This is a genomic window from Phaeobacter gallaeciensis, from assembly GCF_001678945.1.
Lineage (GTDB): Bacteria > Pseudomonadota > Alphaproteobacteria > Rhodobacterales > Rhodobacteraceae > Phycobacter > Phycobacter gallaeciensis_A.
The window spans coordinates 4,010,557-4,029,878 of sequence record NZ_CP015124.1 but is presented as its reverse complement, the minus strand read 5'-3'; the positions used below and the strand labels follow the sequence as shown (position 1 = coordinate 4,029,878).

15 protein-coding genes are annotated in these 19,322 nt (G+C 61.8%); 9 read left to right on the top strand and 6 right to left on the bottom strand.

The window, feature by feature from the left end; all coding sequences use genetic code 11:
* Nucleotides 1-45: 45 nt before the first annotated feature.
* From JL2886_RS18965 to JL2886_RS18955, 3 genes are all read right to left on the bottom strand, one after another.
* Nucleotides 46-1,218 (bottom strand): cytochrome-c peroxidase, encoded by a 1,173-nt coding sequence (locus JL2886_RS18965; protein WP_065273834.1) that lies wholly within the window; start codon nucleotides 1,216-1,218, stop codon nucleotides 46-48.
* A 132-nt stretch (nucleotides 1,219-1,350) separates the two neighbouring features.
* Entirely contained in the window at nucleotides 1,351-1,725 is a 375-nt protein-coding gene (locus JL2886_RS18960) for a hypothetical protein (protein ID WP_065273418.1), read from the bottom strand.
* 163 nt (nucleotides 1,726-1,888) lie between these two features.
* Nucleotides 1,889-2,407, bottom strand: a complete 519-nt coding sequence (locus JL2886_RS18955; protein WP_420480640.1) for a lytic transglycosylase domain-containing protein — start codon at nucleotides 2,405-2,407, stop codon at nucleotides 1,889-1,891.
* 398 nt (nucleotides 2,408-2,805) lie between these two features.
* Between JL2886_RS18955 and JL2886_RS18950 the strand changes: the two genes are divergently transcribed.
* Complete coding sequence (locus JL2886_RS18950) at nucleotides 2,806-3,324, top strand: single-stranded DNA-binding protein (protein WP_065273417.1); 519 nt, start codon at nucleotides 2,806-2,808, stop codon at nucleotides 3,322-3,324.
* Between the two features lie 103 nt (nucleotides 3,325-3,427).
* Nucleotides 3,428-4,507 (top strand): site-2 protease family protein, encoded by a 1,080-nt coding sequence (locus JL2886_RS18945; RefSeq protein ID WP_065273416.1) that lies wholly within the window; start codon nucleotides 3,428-3,430, stop codon nucleotides 4,505-4,507.
* Between the two features lie 57 nt (nucleotides 4,508-4,564).
* Here the strand turns inward: JL2886_RS18945 and aroB are convergent, their stop codons facing one another.
* Both aroB and JL2886_RS18935 read right to left on the bottom strand, forming a co-directional pair.
* The gene (gene aroB, locus JL2886_RS18940) at nucleotides 4,565-5,692 is read right to left on the bottom strand and encodes a 3-dehydroquinate synthase (protein ID WP_065273415.1); all 1,128 of its coding nucleotides are present in this window, start codon (nucleotides 5,690-5,692) and stop codon (nucleotides 4,565-4,567) included.
* Entirely contained in the window at nucleotides 5,692-6,285 is a 594-nt protein-coding gene (locus JL2886_RS18935) for a shikimate kinase (protein ID WP_065273414.1), read from the bottom strand. The genes aroB and JL2886_RS18935 overlap by 1 nt, the downstream gene beginning before the upstream one ends.
* An 81-nt stretch (nucleotides 6,286-6,366) precedes the next feature.
* Here JL2886_RS18935 and JL2886_RS19635 point away from each other — a divergent pair, with 81 nt between their 5' ends.
* From JL2886_RS19635 to JL2886_RS18905, 7 genes are all read left to right on the top strand, one after another.
* Nucleotides 6,367-6,516 (top strand): hypothetical protein, encoded by a 150-nt coding sequence (locus JL2886_RS19635; protein ID WP_197492328.1) that lies wholly within the window; start codon nucleotides 6,367-6,369, stop codon nucleotides 6,514-6,516.
* Nucleotides 6,506-8,068 carry a hypothetical protein gene (locus JL2886_RS18930; protein WP_065273413.1) on the top strand — a complete coding sequence of 521 codons (1,563 nt, stop codon included), beginning with the start codon at nucleotides 6,506-6,508 and terminating at the stop codon, nucleotides 8,066-8,068. Before JL2886_RS19635 ends, JL2886_RS18930 begins: the two co-directional genes overlap by 11 nt.
* A gap of 1 nt (nucleotide 8,069) precedes the next feature.
* On the top strand, nucleotides 8,070-9,029 hold the full coding sequence (locus tag JL2886_RS18925; RefSeq protein ID WP_065273412.1) for a site-specific tyrosine recombinase XerD: 960 nt from the start codon (nucleotides 8,070-8,072) through the stop codon (nucleotides 9,027-9,029).
* Between the two features lie 90 nt (nucleotides 9,030-9,119).
* Nucleotides 9,120-10,430, top strand: coding sequence for an HlyC/CorC family transporter (locus tag JL2886_RS18920; RefSeq protein WP_065273411.1), 1,311 nt, complete (start codon nucleotides 9,120-9,122; stop codon nucleotides 10,428-10,430).
* A 58-nt stretch (nucleotides 10,431-10,488) separates the two neighbouring features.
* Nucleotides 10,489-12,111, top strand: a complete 1,623-nt coding sequence (locus JL2886_RS18915; RefSeq protein ID WP_065273410.1) for a hypothetical protein — start codon at nucleotides 10,489-10,491, stop codon at nucleotides 12,109-12,111.
* Nucleotides 12,112-12,222: 111 nt separating this feature from the next.
* Complete coding sequence (locus tag JL2886_RS18910; protein ID WP_065273409.1) at nucleotides 12,223-14,640, top strand: GcvT family protein; 2,418 nt, start codon at nucleotides 12,223-12,225, stop codon at nucleotides 14,638-14,640.
* 144 nt (nucleotides 14,641-14,784) lie between these two features.
* A complete protein-coding gene (locus JL2886_RS18905; protein ID WP_065273408.1) occupies nucleotides 14,785-15,369 on the top strand; it encodes a nucleotidyltransferase family protein in 585 nt (194 codons plus the stop codon).
* Nucleotides 15,370-15,522: 153 nt separating this feature from the next.
* On the opposite strand, the gene JL2886_RS18900 is transcribed toward JL2886_RS18905, so the two are convergent.
* Complete coding sequence (locus JL2886_RS18900; RefSeq protein WP_065273407.1) at nucleotides 15,523-18,609, bottom strand: Hint domain-containing protein; 3,087 nt, start codon at nucleotides 18,607-18,609, stop codon at nucleotides 15,523-15,525.
* Between the last annotated feature and the right edge of the window lie 713 nt (nucleotides 18,610-19,322).

The window sequence follows — 19,322 nt, the reverse complement described above, 5'->3', positions numbered from 1 at the left end:
ATCACACCCAAAGCGGCGCCCGCGTTCATCACGCGGGCGCCCTTTCTATTCCAGATACTCTTCGTAGCGCTGATCGGTCAGCGTTTTCAGAAACGCAACCAGGGCGTCAATGCGCCGGTCATCCAGCGCAGGCCCGTGGGTCAGCTCGGTGGTCGACAGGGTGCCTGCAACCGGCGGCGGCCCCCAGGGTTTTCCGGTTTCGGGATTGATCTGCGCGGCGTCCGATTTGCTGTTGTAGCGATTGTAAAAGGCAATCACCGTGCGCAGCTCCTGAAACACCCCGTTGTGCATATAGGGGCCGGTGACAGCCACGTTACGCAATCCCGGCGTCTTGAACTTGCCCCGTTCTGCCGGATCAGTGACCGCCGGGTTGGCAAGCAGCCCATCGTCAATGGCACCGGCGGCAACGCCGTTCTCGGCCCGCCCCAGAACATTCTCCGGCACGCCGATATTGTGGTAGCTGTAGTTGGTGAAGGTCTCCTGCGGATCCATCGCGCTGCGCTTCAGCTGGTGGCACTGGTTGCAATTGGTGAACTGCTCCGAGAAGAACAGGATCCGGCCCAATTCTTCTTTTTTGCTGAGCTGAACCTCACCGCGCAGGAAACGGTCGTATTTACTGTCGAACGGCGCAAAGATGGCGGTTTTTTCATAGGCCGCCAGCGCCTCGGTCATCGCCGCATACCCGGCCTCAGGATCCTTCAGGATGTCCGCGCCGAAGTTCTGCTGAAAGGCTGTGACATAGTCCGGCTCTTCCTTCAGGCGCGCGACGAGCTGCGCCTTATCACTTAGCCCCATCTCGATCGGGTTCAGCGGCGGCCCCGCGGCCTGCTCTGCCAGATCCCGGGCACGCCCGTCCCAGAACATCCCCCCGGCCCAGCTTCCGTCTTCCTTCTGGTGAAACGGCGGCGTGAAGGCCGCGTAAGCCGCGCTTGGCGCGTTGCGGTCGCCCAGCGAGTGCCCATCATCGCCAAGAGAGAACGCCCCATCGGCAGAACGGCGTGGATCGGTGAAGCCATATTCGGCATCATGGCAACTGGCACAGGACTGAGTGCGGTTCTGCGACAAGATCGGATCGTGAAACAGAGCCTCTCCCAAGGTCTCAACCGGCGTCAGCTCTGCATCCTCGGCCAATGCAGAATGCGGTGATGCCGCGACGACCACCAAGGTAAGGCAACGGGCAGCGGCGCACATGCGCCAGAAAGGAGAAATCGTCATCATCAGGGCCTTTGGATCCGGGGCAGTCCCCACGCGAAGTACCCGACAGCTATAGCCCCGACCTTGATCAAGCGCAATTCCCGACAATAAAACTAGGAAAAGGCCCACCCCGATCATGGGGCGGGCCGATACTGGTTAACTCAGCAACAGAACAACGATCATCAGAAGGTTCATCGAGGCGAACTGCATCAAGCGTGGGAAACGTTTGCTTTTCCACGCCGCGAACAAGGCCAGCGTGACCGACAGGGCCAGACCAGCCAGGGACAGGGTACCAAACACGAGACCGACCGCACCGCTGCCCGGCCCCCAGGGCGACTGTTCGAAGGACATGCCGATCAGGCCAAAGCCAATCAGTATTCCCACGATGGCCCCGGCAAGGGTAACACCGACACTGCGGGCGCTGGCACGCTGCCGCGCGCCAAGGACGCTGTCGACGATCTCACGGCTGGGACCCGCCGACGGGGTCCAGTGCATACGGTCAAGGCGATCATCAAAACTGTAGGCTGTCACGGCAAATCCTCCTGAAACTGCTCGCATTTTTCAGGGGGAATTCGGGCAGCTTCGTGGCGGAGAAACGAAGTTAACGCGGCATTTACCAAGTTTACCGAGGCGTTAACACGGTCGTGATCCGGGCCGCCCCAAACGGCTGCGGTTCAAGGCATTTCGGAAGCGGTCAGCCGCCCCAGATCGTTTTTACATAGGCCTGGGTTTCACGGTATGGCGGCACGCCACCGTGTTTTTGAACCGCCTCGGGGCCTGCGTTATATGCAGCCAGTGCCAGGCGCCAGGAGCCGAACTTACGGAATTGGCGCGCCAGGTACCGCGCGCCGCCTTCCAGGTTTTCCTGCGGGACAGCGGGATCCACTCCCAGCGACCGGGCGGTCTGCGGCATCAGCTGCGCCAGCCCCAGCGCGCCTTTGTGGGATTTCGCGCCGGGGTTCCAGTTACTTTCCTGTTGCACGAGACGCAGAAACAGATCCTCGGGCACGCCGTGTTTGCGCGCTGCGGCGCGCGCCATGGTCATGAATTTCCCACGGTATTTTCCGGTATAGGGCAGACTGCCATACTGGCCCGTTTCAAATGAGGACCGCGGCAACAGACGGCTGGAGTTCTCGTATTGTTGCGCCGCACGGCCATCCAGAACCTTGGTATGGGCGGAGAACAGGCTGCGCTGGTTCTTGGTCGAGAACATGTCGGCGGTAGCGCCAGTCGCCAATAGCGAAACCCCGGCAGCCGCAGCAAGGCCACGAGCGTTCATTGCATAGACATTGATCAAAGCGGTCTTAAACGTGGCTTGCCCAAACATAGCGGCCCTCAACTCTGTTACCGTCGCGATCCGTTTTCCGACCGGCGCGACTATAGCGGATCTTAACTAAATTGAAAGCGTCAGCGTGCGGCGAACAGATTCCGGTGGGAGGCTGCCCGACCGAAAACCTGCGAAAACCCCCGTCCCGCGGCCAAGAAGGTTGCTTTCATCAGAGCTTGCGGGTCTGTACTGTGGCCCAAAATCCGGGCGCGCTCAGATTCGGTTCTGACACCAGATGCCCATCCACAGACAAGAACATCCAATAAGAACAAGGACAGGACCAAATGGCCGGCTCAGTCAACAAAGTCATCCTCATCGGCAACCTGGGCCGCGACCCAGAGGTGCGGACCTTTCAGAACGGCGGCAAGGTGTGCAACCTGCGCATCGCCACCTCTGAAACCTGGAAAGACCGCAACACCGGTGAACGCCGCGAAAAGACCGAATGGCACAGCGTTGCCGTCTTCAACGAAGGTCTGGTGCGCGTCTGCGAGCAATACCTGCGCAAGGGCTCCAAGGTCTATATCGAAGGCCAGCTGCAAACACGCAAATGGCAGGATCAAAACGGTCAGGACCGTTATTCCACCGAAGTCGTCCTGCAGGGCTTTGGCTCCACCCTGACCATGCTGGATGGCCGCGGTGAAGGCGGCGGTGGCGGCGGCCAGGGTGGCGGCAGCTACGGTGGCGGCGGCGGATATGGCGGTGGCGGCGGTGGCTACGACAGCGGACCCCAGGGCGGTGGCTTTGGCGGCGGCGGTCAGGGTGGCCCCTCGCACAATATCGACGACGACGAGATCCCGTTCTGATCTAACGGTTCTGACGCGTGATATCACCCTGGCGATACAGCCTTGGTGATATCCTTCTGATGATCCTTGCCCGATCCGCACAGGCTGCAAAAGGAATGACGCGATGACATGGTCTTTTTCTCTCGGCCGCCTCTTTGGCTCAGAGGTCAGAGTTCATGTCACCTTCTTCCTTCTTCTGGGGTGGATCGGGCTATCTGCCTACAGCGAACAGGGCCTGCCAGGCGCCATTGAGAACACCGTTTTCGTGCTGGCGCTGTTTGCCTGTGTTCTGGCCCATGAATTCGGCCATGCGCTGATGGCGCGGCGCTACGGCATTGCTACCCCCGACATCACCCTGTTGCCCATCGGCGGTCTGGCACGGTTGGAACGGATGCCGTCCAACCCCTGGCACGAGATCGCTGTGGCCTTTGCCGGGCCTGCCGTCAACATTGCGATCTGGGCCATTCTGGTGGTGATTGGTGCGGGCCGCTGGGATCTGGCGAGCCTGGCAGATCCGGCGCAGGAGTTTTCCGGCTGGAATTTCCTGGGCCGTCTGGCATTGGTGAACCTGATCCTTGCAGTCTTCAACCTGATCCCCGCCTTTCCGATGGATGGCGGCCGGGTGCTGCGTGCTGCGCTGTGCCTGAAGATGGACCGGGTCAAGGCGACCCGCATCGCCGCCATCGCCGGGCAGATCGCGGCCATGGGTCTGGCTTATCTCGGCCTCACCTCGGGCAACCCGGTTCTAGTTCTGGTGGCGGGCTTTGTCTTTATCGCCGCCAATGCCGAAAATCAGGACGTGGCGATGCGCGCCGTGACCAAGCGGTTCATGGCCCGCGATGCCATGATCACCAGTTTCGAGGCGCTGCGCCCTGAGGACACGCTGGAGACGGCCTCTGCCGCAGTCATCCGCACCACCCAGCATGAGTTCCCGGTTCTGGATGCCACCGGCCGCCCGCTGGGTTTTGTGACGCGCGGTGATCTGTTTGCCGCCATCGCCGCGGAAACTCCGCGCATGAAGGCGGTTTCCATGCTGATGACAAATGATATCCCCTCGGTCCCGCTGACTGCCGGGCTGGAGACCGTTCTCGACGCCCTGCACAAGGGCGCGCCTGCCGTTGTCGTCACGACAAAAACAGGCGCTCTTGCAGGCTATATCACCTCGGAGAACATCGGGGAGATGATGGTGGTGAAAGGCCGCTGACCAAAGGCAGACGACCTGTAACAGGACGGGGGACAACAGCCCCCATTCCCTGAAAGGTTACGCCTGTTCGACCTGACGCAGGGCCAGCGCATCCTCCAGCACGGCCAGCACCGTCTCGCGCGGCACATCTGCCGTCACGAAGGCCTTGCCAATGCCGCGCGCCAGAACGAACCGCAGCTGGCCGGCGACCACCTTCTTGTCCTGCCCCATCAGGTCCAGCAGCGCCACAGCGCCGGGCAGATCGCCGGGGATATCCGACAGATCCGCCTTCATCCCCATCGCCATCAGATGGGCGCGGACCCGGCTGGGGTCTTCCTGACTGCACAGCCCCAGACGCGAGGACAATTCGAACGCAAGCGCGCAGCCGATGGCAACGCCTTCGCCATGCATCAGACGGTCGGAATAGCCGGTCGCCGCCTCCAGCGCGTGGCAGAATGTATGGCCAAGGTTCAGCAAAGCGCGATCGCCCTGTTCGGTCTCATCGCGCACGACGATATCGGCCTTCATCTGGACCGAGCGGGCCACCGCTTCGACCCGGGCCGCCATATCGCCCGCCGCCAGTGCCGGGCCGTGTTCTTCAAGCCAGTCAAAGAACGCAGCATCGCCCAGCAGACCGTATTTCACCACCTCGCCATAGCCGGACAGGAAATCCCGCGCGGTCAGCGTGCCAAGAACCTCGGTATCCGCCAGCACCAGCGAGGGCTGGTGAAAAGCGCCGATCAGGTTCTTGCCCTGCGGCGCGTTGATGCCGGTCTTGCCACCGACAGAGCTGTCGACCTGCGCCAGCAGGGAGGTCGGGATCTGCACGAAACGCACACCCCGCCGCAGGACCGACGCCGCAAACCCGGCCAGATCCCCGATCACACCACCGCCAAGGGCAATCACGATGTCAGAGCGTTCCACCTGCGTCTCAAGAAGCCATTCGACGGCGCGCGAGAACTGCGGCCAAGCCTTGGTGCTTTCGCCGGGCGGCAAGGCAAGCGCATCCATTTCGATGCCTTCCGCCGCCAGTCCGGCCCGCAGGGTATCAAGGTGCCTGGCCGCCACGTTTTCGTCGGTCAGAACCGCAACCCGGGGGCGGTTCAGCAGCGGTTTGATCCGCTTGCCCGCCTCCTGCAACAGGCCGGGACCGATCACCACATCATAGGCGCGCTCGCCAAGGGGTACGTGAACTGTGCGCTGCATTATTTCGTCCATTCCAATACGTCTGGCCGCTCCTTAAGGGCCTCAAGCACCCGGTCGACCATTGTTTCAATCGAAGCCTGCCCGTCGGATTTCACCGTCAGGTCGGCCTTTTCATAAAATGGCACCCGCGCGTCATAAAGCTCGCGCAGGGTGGCCTTGGGGTCACTGGTACGTAACAAAGGGCGACTGTCCCGGTGGCGCACCCGGTTCCACAGAACCTCAAGGTCCGCCTGCAGCCAGACCGACACACCGCCTTCGGTGATCAGGGTGCGATTCTCTTCGGACAGAAAGGCGCCGCCTCCGGTCGACAGCACACCGCGCTCTTCTTCGAGCAAGCGGGCGATGACCTGACGTTCCTTCAGCCGGAAAAACGGCTCCCCATCGCGCGAGAAAATCTCAGGGATAGACATATTGGCCGCAGCTTCGATTTCGTGGTCGCTATCCAGAAACGGCACATCCAGCCGGGCAGCCAGCGCCCGGCCCACAGCGGTCTTGCCCGCGCCCATCATCCCAACCATGACGATCGTCTTTTTCAGCCTTCCCGGTGTCGGTCCGACGGTCACAGTTTCTTCGGTTTGCTCTTTTTCGCTCATTCTTCAGTGAATGACGTGATATTGCCGAAAAGGCCATATATAACTTGAGCAAAACACAAAGAAGCAGGCAGCAGGGACGCAATGGCAAGTTTGATCAAATATCTATTTTATATTGTTGTTCTGGCCGCGATCGGCCTGGTGGGATATGCCTATGTCGGCCCGTGGTTCGGCGCTGATTTCAGCGCCCCGACAGAGGAGATCCGCAAACCGGTGGTCCTGCATGCCGACTAGGCGTTCTTCAGGACCTCTGGCCCTTGCCGTTGCGGCGATATTTGCGGGCGCTGCGGGCGCCTCTCCGCCACTGGCGGAGGAACCGCTGACGGTGATCGACTGGCTGGGACAAACCCAAAGCCAGGTATTGCCGGATACAGTGCTGCTGGAGCCGCCAACTGCGGGAAGCGCCGCGCGGCCGGAAATCTCGGTAACCCCGCTTGAGGCGCTGTTGCCCCCGATCGGATTGGTGACGCCCTCTGCCACCGGGCTGCCAATCGACCTTTGGCGCGGCAGCGCTCCGCAGGACATTGCACGGCTGCTGCGCGACGTGCCGGTGCATAACAGCCCGGCGATGCAGTCGCTGCTGTTCACTGTCATTCTATCAGAGAGCCGCCCCTTGCCCGGCGGCGATGACGCCATTCTGCTGGCCCGCCTCGACCGGCTGATCGACCTCGGTGCCATCGACCCGGCACAGGCGCTGGCCGAACAGGCTGGACCGTCGGAAACACGCGCTCGATTCGACCGCTGGTTTGACAGCACGCTCCTGACCGGGGATGAGGACCGGGCCTGCGCCGCCCTGACCGCTGCACCCTATCTGGCGCCAGATTACAGCGCGCGGATCTTTTGCGCGGCCCGGCGCGGCGACTGGCCGACCGCGGCGCTAATGCTGGAATCCGCCCATGCGCTGGAGCTGCTGGATCCACCGGCGCTGGCCTTGCTCGACCGGTTCCTAAATCCGGATATCTTCGAAGGAGCCGCACCGCTTCCGGCGCCAGACAATCCTGATCCCCTGACCTTCCGCCTGTTTGAAACCATCGGAGAACGGCAACCGACGGCGCCCTTGCCGCGCGCCTTTGCCGCTGCCGATCTGCGCGACATTGCCGGTTGGAAAGCCCAGCTTGAGGCGGCAGAGCGGCTGACCCGTGTCGGGGCGCTTAACCCCAACCAACTGCTTGGCCTGTTCACTGAACGCAAACCTGCCGCCTCCGGCGGTATCTGGGACCGGGTCCGCGCCCTGCAGACCTTTGAAACCGCGCTGCGCGGAAATCGGACCGATCCGGGCGCCTCTACGGCACTGGATGACGCCCTTCAGTCTGCCTGGGAGGCCGCGCAGGCCTCCCGGATCGAAGTCGCCTTTGCCGATCTTTTTGCCGACGATCTGGGCCGCGCACGCCTGCAGGGAGAGGCCGCCGAACTGGCCTGGCGTATCCGGCTCTTGGCGCGAAGCTATGAACTCGCGGCGCACAATCCGCCGTCGCGCTCCGCCGAAGACCTGTTTCTGGCTGCTTTGGCACAAGGCCGCCCGGCAGAGGTGCAGCCCCCTTCCGATCTGGCGGCCTCCATCGCGACCGGTTTTGCTGCCGACGCAGAAATGCCTGTCTCCATCGCCCGCCTTCTGGACAACGGCCAGCTGGGCGAAGCGATCTTGCAAACCATAGAACTCTTTGCCCATGGCGCCGACGGCAACCTGGGCGATCTCAGCGCCGCGCTGGTTGCACTACGGGCGATGGGGCTTGAGGATACCGCGCGCCGGGCGGCGCTTCAGCTCTTGCTGCTCGTCAGGCACTGATATGGATGCCCCGCGCGATGATCTGCAATGGATCGCGACCTTCCTTGATGCTCAGGCAGCGGATCTCGGGGCGGCGCGCAACACGCTTTTGGCCTATGGCCGCGATCTGAAGGATCTGGCGGGCTGGATGGCCCGGCGCGGTATTTCCTTTGGCGCGGCCAGTCAGGATGACATCGAATCCTACCTGATTGCCTGCGACGCAGAGGGCCTCTCTCGCGCCACCCGCGCGCGGCGTCTCTCCGCGATCCGGCAGATCTATCGCTTTGCCTTCGAAGAAGGCTGGCGCACAGACAATCCCGCCATTCAGATCAAAGGGCCGGGGCGCAGCAAATCCCTGCCCAAGACGCTGGAGGTGACCGAAGTCGACCGCCTGCTAGAGGCCGCGCGTCAGACTGGCCGCACGCCCGACGACCGGCTGCGCAACACCTGCCTGATGGAGTTGCTCTATGCCACCGGCATGCGGGTGAGCGAACTGGTCTCGCTGCCGGTCAGCGCCGCCCGGGGCGATCCGCGCATGCTGCTGGTTCTGGGCAAGGGCGGCAAGGAACGCATGGTGCCCCTGTCGCCCCCGGCCCGCGATGCGCTGGCCGAATGGCTGCAAGCCCGCGATGCCGCCGCTGCCGAGGTTGAAAAACAGGGCAAGCCCGCCTCACGGTTTCTGTTCCCCTCGCGCGGCAAGGAAGGGCACCTGACCCGGCACCGGTTCTACCTGTTGATCAAGGAATTTGCCGTCACCGGTGGCGTGTCGCCGCAAAAGGTGACGCCGCACACGCTGCGCCATGCCTTTGCCACCCATCTGCTGGCCAATGGCGCTGATCTGCGCGCCATTCAGGCGCTGCTGGGCCACGCAGATATCGCCACGACCGAGATCTATACCCATGTGCTGGATGCCCGCCTGAGCGAGCTGGTCCTGCAGCACCACCCCCTGTCCCGCAACAAGGGCCCTGGCGACAAAGAATAAGCCGCGCCGCACGGAAGCGCCCTGCCCCTTGAACGAAACCGGCAGGACGCCCATAACCATACAAAATCCTTCTGATAAACTGGACCCGACATGGAAACCGATCCGACCACTCTGGACAGCGCATTCTGGCTTAGCGCCGGATCCATTGCTCTGCTGCTCGTTCTTTCGGCCTTCTTCTCTGGCTCCGAAACAGCCCTGACCGCCGCCTCGCGCGGGAAGCTCCGCACCCAGGCCGACAAGGGCGCACGCGGCGCCCGCAGCGCCTTGGCCGTGACCGAGGACAGCGAGCGGCTGATCGGCTCGGTTCTGCTGGGCAACAACCTCGTCAATATTCTGGCGACCTCACTGGCGACGGCGCTGTTCACCCGCGCATTCGGCGAAGGCGGCGTTGCGCTGGCAACCCTGGTCATGACTCTGCTGGTTCTTATCTTTGCCGAGGTTCTGCCCAAGACATACGCGATTTCCAACGCCGAAAAGGCCGCATCTGCCGTAGCCCCGGTGATTGGCTTTCTGGTGACCATACTGGCGCCGGTCGTCGGTGCAGTGCGGCTGCTGGTGCGCGGCGTGCTGCGCCTCTTCGGAGTTCAGATCGACCCGGACAGCCACATCATGGCAGTGCGCGAAGAGATCGCAGGCGCCCTGCAACTGGGCCATTCCGAAGGCGTCGTGGAAAAAGAGGACCGCGACCGTATCCTCGGCGCGCTGGATCTGTCCGACCGCTTTGTCGAGGAGATCATGCTGCACCGTTCCCATATCGAGATGATCGACGCCAATTCCGACCCAGAGGTCATTCTGGAGCAATGCCTGACCTCACCCCATACCCGTCTGCCGGTGTTCAAGGATGAGCAGGAAAACATCATCGGCGTTGTCCATGCCAAGGATCTGCTGCGCGATATGTATGCCCAGATCGGAGGGCCGGATGGCGATGCCGCGGCGTTGCGCAACTTCCAGATCACCTCGGTCGCGAAACCGCCCTACTTTGTACCGGAAACCACCACGCTGGACGACCAGATGCGCCAGTTCCTGCGCATGCGCAGTCATTTCGCCCTGGTGGTGGACGAATATGGTGCCTTGCAAGGTCTCATCACGCTTGAGGACATCCTTGAGGAAATCGTCGGCGAGATCACCGATGAATTCGACCCGGCGGAGCAATCCCTTGCCAAGAAGACCCAGGACGGCAATTTCCTCGTGGAGGGCGCCACGACCATTCGCGATCTCAACCGCGCCACCGAATGGAACCTGCCCGATGATGAGGCGAACACCATCGCCGGTCTTGTGATCCATGAGGCACAGATGATCCCCACCGTTGGACAGGTGTTCTCCTTCCATGGCTTCCGGTTCGAGGTGACAGGTCGCGAAGGCAACCGGATCACCGATCTGAAGGTGCGCCCGCTGACATGACCCAGAGCCCGCGCAGAAACGGAGGCGATAGCCCCGCCTCCCGGACCGGACGCAGCCCATGACCCGGGCGTGGCGATGGATCGACAGTATCTTCGTGGATCTGTCCCGGCAGATGCGCTGGTCGTTCCTGCCGCCTCTGCTGATCTATTTCGCCTATGGGGCGCAGGGCATCACCTCGGTTGCCGGGGCCTTTTACGTCAAGGAATATCTGGACCTGCCCGCGGCCTTCCTCGCCGGGCTCAGCTTTTGGGTAGGTATTCCCTGGGCGCTGAAAATGCCGATCGGGCATCTGGTGGATCTGATCTGGCGCTGGAAATACCTGCTGATCCTTCTGGGTGCGGCGCTGATGGCGTCAAGCTATGGGATCATCGTGGCATTGTTGACCCTGCCCGAGGTTATGCAGGCGATCATGCCGGTCAATGCCTGGTATGTAACCGCGATCATTCTGGCGCCCTGCGGTTTTGTGCTGCAGGACGTGGTCGCCGATGCCATGTCTGTCGAGGCGGTTCCGCACCGGGATGCCGACGGCACGTTGCTGGCCGAAGAAGAAACCCGCGCACTGCACACAACCATGCAAACCCTGGGCCGTATCGCCCTGATCGGCGGCTCCAGCGCGGCGGCCGCGCTGAACGTGCTGTTGTTCGAAGGCGCCGAAGCCCTGCCACAAGCAGAAAAGGGCGCGCTTTACGCCCATGTCTATACGCTGGCGCTGCTGGTGCCGGTGCTGTCCCTGTCCGGGGTCGCGCTTGCCCTTGTGCAGCGCTTGCGCAGGACTGCCGATCTGCGCCGCGCCGGACTGCCACAGGCCGAGATCCGCACCCGGCTCGATCCGCCGCGCGATCCGGTGGATGTGAACTGGTGGTATTTCATCGGCGGCGGCGCCTTTGTTGCGCTGTCGCTCAGCGTCGGGCTCAGCGATCTGGCCTATGGGCAGGAAATCATCTTTGCCGGATCCATGGCCATCGTCCTGCTGCTGATGCGCCAGTTGATCGCGGTGCTGACGCCAGCCCAGGCCCGCGCGCTGATTGGCACCGCGATCATCATTTTCGTCTACCGTGCCAAGCCCCTCAGTGGCCCCGGGGCCAGTTGGTTCGAAATCGACGTTCTGGGTTTTGATCCTCAGTTCTTTTCGGTGCTGTCGCTGATCGCTTCGCTGCTGACACTGGTCGGCATGATCGTTTTACGGCCGATGATGGCCAACCACACGATTGCCTGGATCGTGATTTTCCTGACCTGCAGCGAGGCCCTGCTGAGCCTGCCGAATCTGGCGCTTTACTACGGTGTCCATGAATGGACCTCGGCGATGACCGGTGGGGTCGTGGATGCCCGTTTCATCGCACTGGTGGACACTGCAGTGGAGTCGCCGCTGGGACAGGTGTCGATGATCCCGATGCTGGCATGGATTGCCCGCAACGCGCCCTCGGGGCTGAAGGCGACCTTCTTTGCGGTGATGGCCTCCTTCACCAATCTGGCGCTTTCGGCTTCCAGCCTTGGCACCAAGTACCTTAACCAGATCTTCGTGGTCACGCGTGAGGTCACAGATGCCGATGGCACCGTCGTCACCGCCGCCGATTACACTCAGCTCGGGCCATTGTTGATCACCGTTGCCGTGCTGACGCTGGTCGCGCCGCTGATCGCCATTGTCATCATCCAGAACAGCCGTTTCCGCAGCGAAGACTGACAGTTCCCCTCTCCTCCGATCTGCCAGCGACATGAGATGTCGCTTTTTCACTGGACTACTGTTCACTTCTGTCCAGAATGGCCGAAACGCAGAACGCCAGGGAGCACAATCATGAAGACCACAACGCGCGTGGCAGTCATCGGCGGCGGAGTCGTCGGCTGTTCGGTCCTTTATCACCTGACCAAACTGGGCTGGTCCGACGTCATGCTGATCGAACGGTCCGAGCTGACCTCGGGTTCGACGTGGCACGCGGCAGGCGGCTTTCACACGCTCAATGGCGACACCAATATGGCGGCGCTTCAGGGCTATACCATCAAACTCTACCGCGAGCTGGAAGAGATCACCGGCATGTCCTGTGGCTTGCACCACGTCGGCGGCATTACCCTGGCCGATAATCAGGAACGCTTTGACATGCTGAAGGCCGAGCGGGCCAAGCACCGCTTCATGGGGCTTGAGACCGACATCATCGGCCCCGAAGAAGTGAAGAAACTGTCAGAGGTCACCAATACCGACAGCATCCTTGGCGCGCTTTACGATCCGCTCGACGGGCACCTTGATCCCTCGGGCACCACCCACGCCTATGCCAAGGCAGCGCGCATGGGCGGCGCCACCATCGAAACCCACTGCAAGGTGATCGAAACCAACCAGCGCCCCGATGGCACCTGGGACGTGGTCACCGAAAAGGGTACCATCCACGCCGAACACGTGGTCAACGCAGGCGGTCTTTGGGCGCGCGAAGTGGGCGCGATGGCCGGGGTTTATTTCCCGCTGCACCCGATGGAGCACCAATATATCGTCACCGACGAAGTGCCTGAAATTGCAGCCATTATCGACGCAGGTGGCGAGCACCCGCACGTCATGGACCCGGCTGGCGAAAGCTACCTGCGCCAGGAGGGCCGTGGCCTTTGTATTGGTTTCTATGAACAACCCTGCAAACCCTGGGCGGTGGATGGCACGCCGTGGAACTTTGGCCACGAACTGCTGCCCGACAATTTCGACAAGATCGAGGACAGCATCGCCTTTGCCTATCGCCGCTTCCCCGCGCTGGAGCGCGCCGGGGTGAAATCGGTGATCCACGGTCCCTTCACCTTTGCCCCCGACGGCAACCCGCTGGTCGGCCCGGTGCCCGGCATGCGCAACTACTGGTCCGCCTGCGCCGTCATGGCAGGCTTCAGCCAGGGTGGCGGTGTTGGCCTGATGCTGGCGCAATGGATGGTCGAAGGTGAATGCGAACGCGATACCTTTGCCATGGACTGTGCCCGTTACGGCGACTGGATCACGCCGGGCTATACCCGTCCCAAGGTGATCGAAAACTACCAGACCCGGTTCTCCGTCTCCTACCCGAACGAGGAACTGCCGGCCGCGCGTCCTTTCCGCACCACGCCGATGTACGATATCTTCGACAAGATGGGCGCGGTCTGGGGCCAGCAATACGGCATGGAAGTGGTGAACTACTTCGCCGCAGAGGGTGAGCCGCGCTACGAGACGCCCTCTTTCCGCCGCTCCAACGCCTTTGACGCCACCGCGCGTGAGGTCAAGGCCGTGCGCGAAACGGTTGGGATCAACGAGGTGCATAACTTCGGCAAATACCGCGTCACCGGCCCCAACGCCCGCGCCTGGCTGGACCGTGTCATGGCAGGTCGGGTGCCGCAGCCGGGCCGGATCAGCCTGACGCCGATGCTGTCGCACAAGGGACGCCTGATAGGTGATTTCACCATCTCCTGCCTCGATCAGGAAACCTACCAGCTGACCGCTTCTTATGGCGCGCAGGCCTATCATATGCGCTGGTTCCAGCAGAACGCACAGGACGGTGTTCACGTCGAGAATATCTCGGACCGGGTTAACGGCTTCCAGATCGCGGGCCCCAAGGCGCGCGAGGTGCTGCAGGCCTGCACGCGACAGGATATTTCCGACATGAAATTTCTGGACGTGCGCCGGATGAGCGTCGGCATGGCAGACTGCGTGGTGCAGCGGGTCAGCTACACCGGTGACCTCGGCTATGAGATCTACTGCGATCTGCCCAGCCAGCGTGCCCTGTGGAATGTGTTGTGGGAGGCAGGCCAGCCCCATGGCATGAAGCCCTTCGGCATGCGGGCGATGATGTCGCTACGTCTGGACAAATTCTTTGGCGCCTGGCTGCGGGAATTCTCCCCCGACTACACCGCCGCCGAAACCGGTCTGGACCGCTTCATTTCCTTCAAGAAGGACGTGGACTTCATCGGCCGCGCTGCTGCCGAGGCAGAACGCGATGCGGGTCCTGCGCGCAAGCTCTGCGCCTTTGAGGTTGATGCGGATGACGCCGATGTCACCGCCTATGAACCGATCTGGCTGGATGGCACGGTTGTCGGCTTCTGCACCTCGGGCGGCTATTCGCATCACGCCGGGAAATCCATCGCGCAAGGGTTCGTACCGACCGACAAGGTGGCCGAAGGGCTGGAGGCCGAGATCGAAATTCTCGGCAAGATGCACAAGGCCCGCCTGATCACCACGCCGCTGTTCGACGCCGACGGCGCCCGCATGCGCGGCTGACCAGTGATCTGAAACGCATTTCGCCTCCGCCTGTTCCCGGGCGGGGGTGACGCAGGCGCCAGAAATCTCTGGCTTTATGGGCACAATGCCCACAAGATCCCCAAACGGCTGGCAGGTGACAGAGCAGCCACGGGGGAACGTTCCATGTCCAACATTGCTATCCTTCTGCTTGCGGCAGGCGCGTCGTCCCGTATGGCTGGGCGCGACAAGCTGAGCGAAGAAGTCGAAGGACAGCCCCTGCTCGCTCTGATGTGCCGACGCGCTGCGCTGACCGGATTGCCGGTCTATGTCACCGTCCCGAATGAAGCACACCCGCGCACCGGTCTGACCGGTACGGCAACGCCCGTCCCGGTACCGGACGCTGATGAAGGCATGGCCGCCTCGATCCGGCGCGGAGTGACTGCCCTGCCGGAGACGACCGAAGGGGTGATGATCGTGCCCGCAGACATGCCCGAGCTGGAAACGCAGGACCTGATGCACATGGCAGCGCATTTCCATGGCGGCGATGGCCCGATTCTGCGCGCCACGGCCGAGGACGGCCAGTCCGGGCATCCGGTACTCTTCCCCAAACGCTGTTTTGCGGATCTTGAGGCGATCACCGGCGATCAGGGCGCCCGTGTGCTGCTGAAGCAGGACAAGGTACAATACATCGCTCTGCCCGCCCGCCATGCGACAACGGATCTGGACACGCCAGAAGCCTGGGCCGCCTGGCGTGCCGCGCGGGTTTGAAGGCCTACCCTCGGACGCCTACCCCAATCCGAAAGACCACCTGATAACAAGAAAGGCAGGACCCAGCGGCCCTGCCCCTCCCCCGAAGCCTCGGTCTGCAGTGGTTCACGGGTCCTCTTCCGCAGCTTCCCCCCGGTGCTACGGACGGACCGTTCAGTGAACCAGCAGCCGCGCTTCGTGTTTCTTCAACGACCGGCGCGCTGACGTGTAGGCCTCGCGGCCCTCGACAGTCTGTAATTCGGGGAACAGTTCCAGCACCTCGTTGCGCTGATCCCCATCCAGACCACGCAGGGTCAGATCACCGGGCTGGAAACTTTCGGTCCAGGCACCATCTGACAGAACCACCTCGTGCTGGTCGAACATGAAGTGGATGTAGGTCACCGCAGTGGTTTCCACCACGTCCACCCCTTCAAGGCCGGTCAGATGCTTCGCCGCGACCAGAACCTCTCGGTCCTCGAAATAAAGCGCCGTTTTGTCGTTGGCGACCAGTACCCGGTGGTTCGGACTGACCATCATGTCGCGCTCCGGCAGACCATTGCCAAGCGCACCCTGACGGATCAACACCGGTTGCAGATGCGCGGCGTCCTTCAGTTCGGCTTCGGTCAGGCTACGGGCTCCGATCCAGCGGATTTCCTGAATGCCGTTGTCACGGGTGATCACCCGGTCCCCCGCCTGCAGATCCTCGACCTTGCGCTCCCCATCAGGGGTCGCGATCAGGGTGCCCGGCGTGAAACAGGGAATGATCCGCTCGATCTCGCTGTAGGTCATGGATCCAATCACGGAGTCCGCGCCATCCAGCAGGTTGATGGTGCCCGAATAGCTGTTGCCATCGGCGTCCAGCGTGCGGCTGGTGATTTCAAAGTTCTGACCGGTCAGATCCAGCGTGTCATAGTCATCGCCAGTGGAACCACCATCGACCACATCGCCATCGGATGCACCGATGAACAAGTCGCGATCAGCGCCGCCGCTCAGCGTGTCGGCCCCATGGCCGCCGGTGATCACGTCGTTGCCGGTGCCGCCGGTCACCTCGTCATCATCGATACCCGCATCAATGGTGTCGTCGCCTTCACCACCGGAAATGACATCGTCGTCGTCCTGGCCATAGATCAGATCGTTGCCAGCACCGCCTTCGATGGTGTCCATGCCATTGGTCGGATCAGGATCAACGGGGCGCCCATCAGCGCCATCGTCCATGATGTTGAGCCCATCCGGGAAGGCCGGATCAAGACCGCCATAAAGGGTATCGTCCCCATCGCCCCCCAGCAGAACGTCAGAGCCCTCACCGCCGATGATCATATCGTTGTCGGCGCCGCCATCGACCGTATCGTCGTCAATGCCACCATCGATGCTGTCATCACCGCTGCCACCGGAAATCAGGTCGGCGTCATCACCAGTGGTGATGGTGTCATTGCCCGCGCCACCCGCGACGGTATCCATGTCATCATAGGGATCGCTGTCCGCCGGGATCGGCGGAATGTTCGGCGTGGTGCCGGTGTAGCCCGGGAAACCGCGATCCGGCAGCGGTGTCGGTTCGTTGCCAGAGGTGTCGATGACATCATCGCCGTCGCCGCCATCGACGCTGTCAGACCCGTCACCGCCGGTCAGGCTGTCGTCCCCGCCATTGCCGATGATCACATCATCACCGTCGCCGCCATCAATGGTGTCATTTCCCGGCACGATCGGCGCGTTGGGATCGGTGGCATCGAAATAGACGTCGGAGACGTCGATGCCACTGTTGTCATGTCCATCCTGCGTGTGGCTGATCACGATCGAAGATACCGGCCCCGGTATCGTCACCAATAGGGAAATGTCCGGGTCGAAATCGCTGGCATAGGTGCCGTCAACCTTGACCTCGGCGCTGTCATCGCCCGGTACGGCATCCGCATCCGACAAAGTCAGCGCCGGTCCGCCCGAGAGATTGACGATTACCGGGTTTCCATCTGCGTCAAATGCGCTGACCTGTACCGTGCCATCGCCATCGATATCGTTGATACGGAAGGAAACATTTCCAACCGGGTCAGAAAAGTCGAGCTGATAGGCCGCGTTGTTACCGTCGCCGTCCAGTTCAGACGCCATGCCACTGTTGGCATCGGCAGCACTGCCATCGGTGTCGATATTGCCAACAAACTGCGTGGTGTCGCTGAATAGCGTCTCAGAACCCGAGGTCTGAGACAGCACGGAGAAGTCCACGGTGACCGAACCTGTATCCTGCGAAAAGCCGCCGCTCAGATCGTCCTGCGGATCAACGGCGCCACCGTCATCCGGGTCCGGAGCCAGATCCCACTGGAACACCTCGCGGCTGCTGGGACCGGCGCCCGGCGCATCGGTGTCACCCTCCAGCACGTCATCGCCTGCGCCGCCGCTAAGGCTGTCTGCCCCAGAGCCACCATGCACGGTGTCGTCCCCGGCGCCCGCTTCAACGGTGTCATCCCCGGCTGCGGCGTTGACCAGATCGTCATCCGGGCCATCTGCCGGGTTGATCGCATCACCGGCGTCGATCCGGTCGCCTTCTGGATCACCGGTATAGGCCGTGTCGATCAGGTCGTCCGTGGCTCCACCTTCCACAATCCCGTCCAACTCACCGGCGATCACGTCTTCATCCAGCACGGCCACATAATCAATCAGACCGTTAAAGGACGCAGACCCGTCCCCGGCGGCGCCGATGGAGAAACTGTCATCGCCGTCGGCGGTAACATCCAAAGACAGGCCAGCCACATCATCCCCGGCGGTAGCAACCGTGCCTTGAGTGGTGTTTTCCACCACCATCGTCTGGCCCCCATCGGTCCAGCTGTATTTCACGGTCAGCACATCGCCATAGGTGAAAAAGCCCGGGGCCGTCGTCAGCAGCACGGAAGCGCCGCCATCGGCATGTGCGACCTCGACCGACCCATCGGCGGTGACCCGGATTTCGAAATTCTCGCCATCGGCATCGCCCGACGTTTCCAGACCGCGGCTGACAACGGTTTGGGAGTCAGAGGCCGGGACCTCATTCGGCTGGAAGGTGCTGATAAGGGTGCCTTCGGTCAGATCGAAGGGGCCATCATTGCTGCCATCGACAGAGAATTGCGTGTTGCTGCCATTTCCGAGCATCCAGCCGCCAGCGTAGGTGGTGGAGGGAGACCCCGTCCCATCCTGCGCGATGCCATCGCCCAGACCGGTGTCCTCAGTGGTATAATCCTCGCGGAAGTCCCACAAACCAATCAGATTTGCCGAATACGGGTTGTCGAAATTCTCAGCCATCACATTCTCCTCTTCGGCACGCGCTCGCACCAGAAACTCTGGACGCCGGAGCGACCGAATACCAAATAACCATGCCGCACAGATCTGCCGACATCGCCAATACCCGATCATGTAGGGGGATGCGGCCTATTCTACCGCCGCCGTATTCTGCACAGCCCGAAAGGCGTGCAGGTCAACAATGCACATTCAACGACACACTCACTGCCAGGCAGACGACAGCAAATACCAGAGCGAACAGAACCCCAGTGCCGAATTTCGGCGTACTCAAAAACAGCCCCCCCAGATGGGCTCAATCGAAACTACCCTAGGCCCTGAAACCAACAAAGGAAAAAATCGAAAGAAAATTTAAACGATTTGTAGAAACTCAAAGAAACGCGCCCTCTTTGAGTTTGTAACGTTGAAAAACTGTTTCCAAGCTGGAGTATATCAACGACGGCAAGGGCTTAACTTGCAACGAGCATTCGAAACAATCCGGCACCTACCGCCATTATTGTGTGCAAAATCCACTCAATACCCGGCCTTCTGTTTCTTTGCTCATTGCAATTTCGGCCTGTTTGAAGCGCCAAACATCCGAGTAGCCGTGCCGGGCCAATTTCTCGAATAATCACCCAATTTGAGGCAATCACAAGAAACAAGCGCCAATGTTGCTGCGCACGAAACAAACAGCCGCGGCAATCTTAACGAATCAACTATTCGCCGCCGCCCGCGACGCC

Bases quoted from the DNA above. Each gene is read 5' to 3' on its own strand.
- JL2886_RS18945 (WP_065273416.1), top strand. From the start codon at position 3,428: ATGACATGGTCTTTTTCTCTCGGCCGCCTCTTTGGCTCAGAGGTCAGA.
- JL2886_RS18930 (WP_065273413.1), top strand. From the start codon at position 6,506: ATGCCGACTAGGCGTTCTTCAGGACCTCTGGCCCTTGCCGTTGCGGCG.
- JL2886_RS18965 (WP_065273834.1), bottom strand. From the start codon at position 1,218: ATGATGACGATTTCTCCTTTCTGGCGCATGTGCGCCGCTGCCCGTTGC.
- JL2886_RS18925 (WP_065273412.1), top strand. From the start codon at position 8,070: ATGGATGCCCCGCGCGATGATCTGCAATGGATCGCGACCTTCCTTGAT.
- JL2886_RS18910 (WP_065273409.1), top strand. From the start codon at position 12,223: ATGAAGACCACAACGCGCGTGGCAGTCATCGGCGGCGGAGTCGTCGGC.
- JL2886_RS18955 (WP_420480640.1), bottom strand. From the start codon at position 2,407: ATGTTCTCGACCAAGAACCAGCGCAGCCTGTTCTCCGCCCATACCAAG.
- JL2886_RS18950 (WP_065273417.1), top strand. From the start codon at position 2,806: ATGGCCGGCTCAGTCAACAAAGTCATCCTCATCGGCAACCTGGGCCGC.
- JL2886_RS18915 (WP_065273410.1), top strand. From the start codon at position 10,489: ATGACCCGGGCGTGGCGATGGATCGACAGTATCTTCGTGGATCTGTCC.
- JL2886_RS18905 (WP_065273408.1), top strand. From the start codon at position 14,785: ATGTCCAACATTGCTATCCTTCTGCTTGCGGCAGGCGCGTCGTCCCGT.
- aroB (WP_065273415.1), bottom strand. From the start codon at position 5,692: ATGCAGCGCACAGTTCACGTACCCCTTGGCGAGCGCGCCTATGATGTG.
- JL2886_RS18935 (WP_065273414.1), bottom strand. From the start codon at position 6,285: ATGAGCGAAAAAGAGCAAACCGAAGAAACTGTGACCGTCGGACCGACA.
- JL2886_RS18900 (WP_065273407.1), bottom strand. From the start codon at position 18,609: ATGGCTGAGAATTTCGACAACCCGTATTCGGCAAATCTGATTGGTTTG.
- JL2886_RS18920 (WP_065273411.1), top strand. From the start codon at position 9,120: ATGGAAACCGATCCGACCACTCTGGACAGCGCATTCTGGCTTAGCGCC.
- JL2886_RS19635 (WP_197492328.1), top strand. From the start codon at position 6,367: ATGGCAAGTTTGATCAAATATCTATTTTATATTGTTGTTCTGGCCGCG.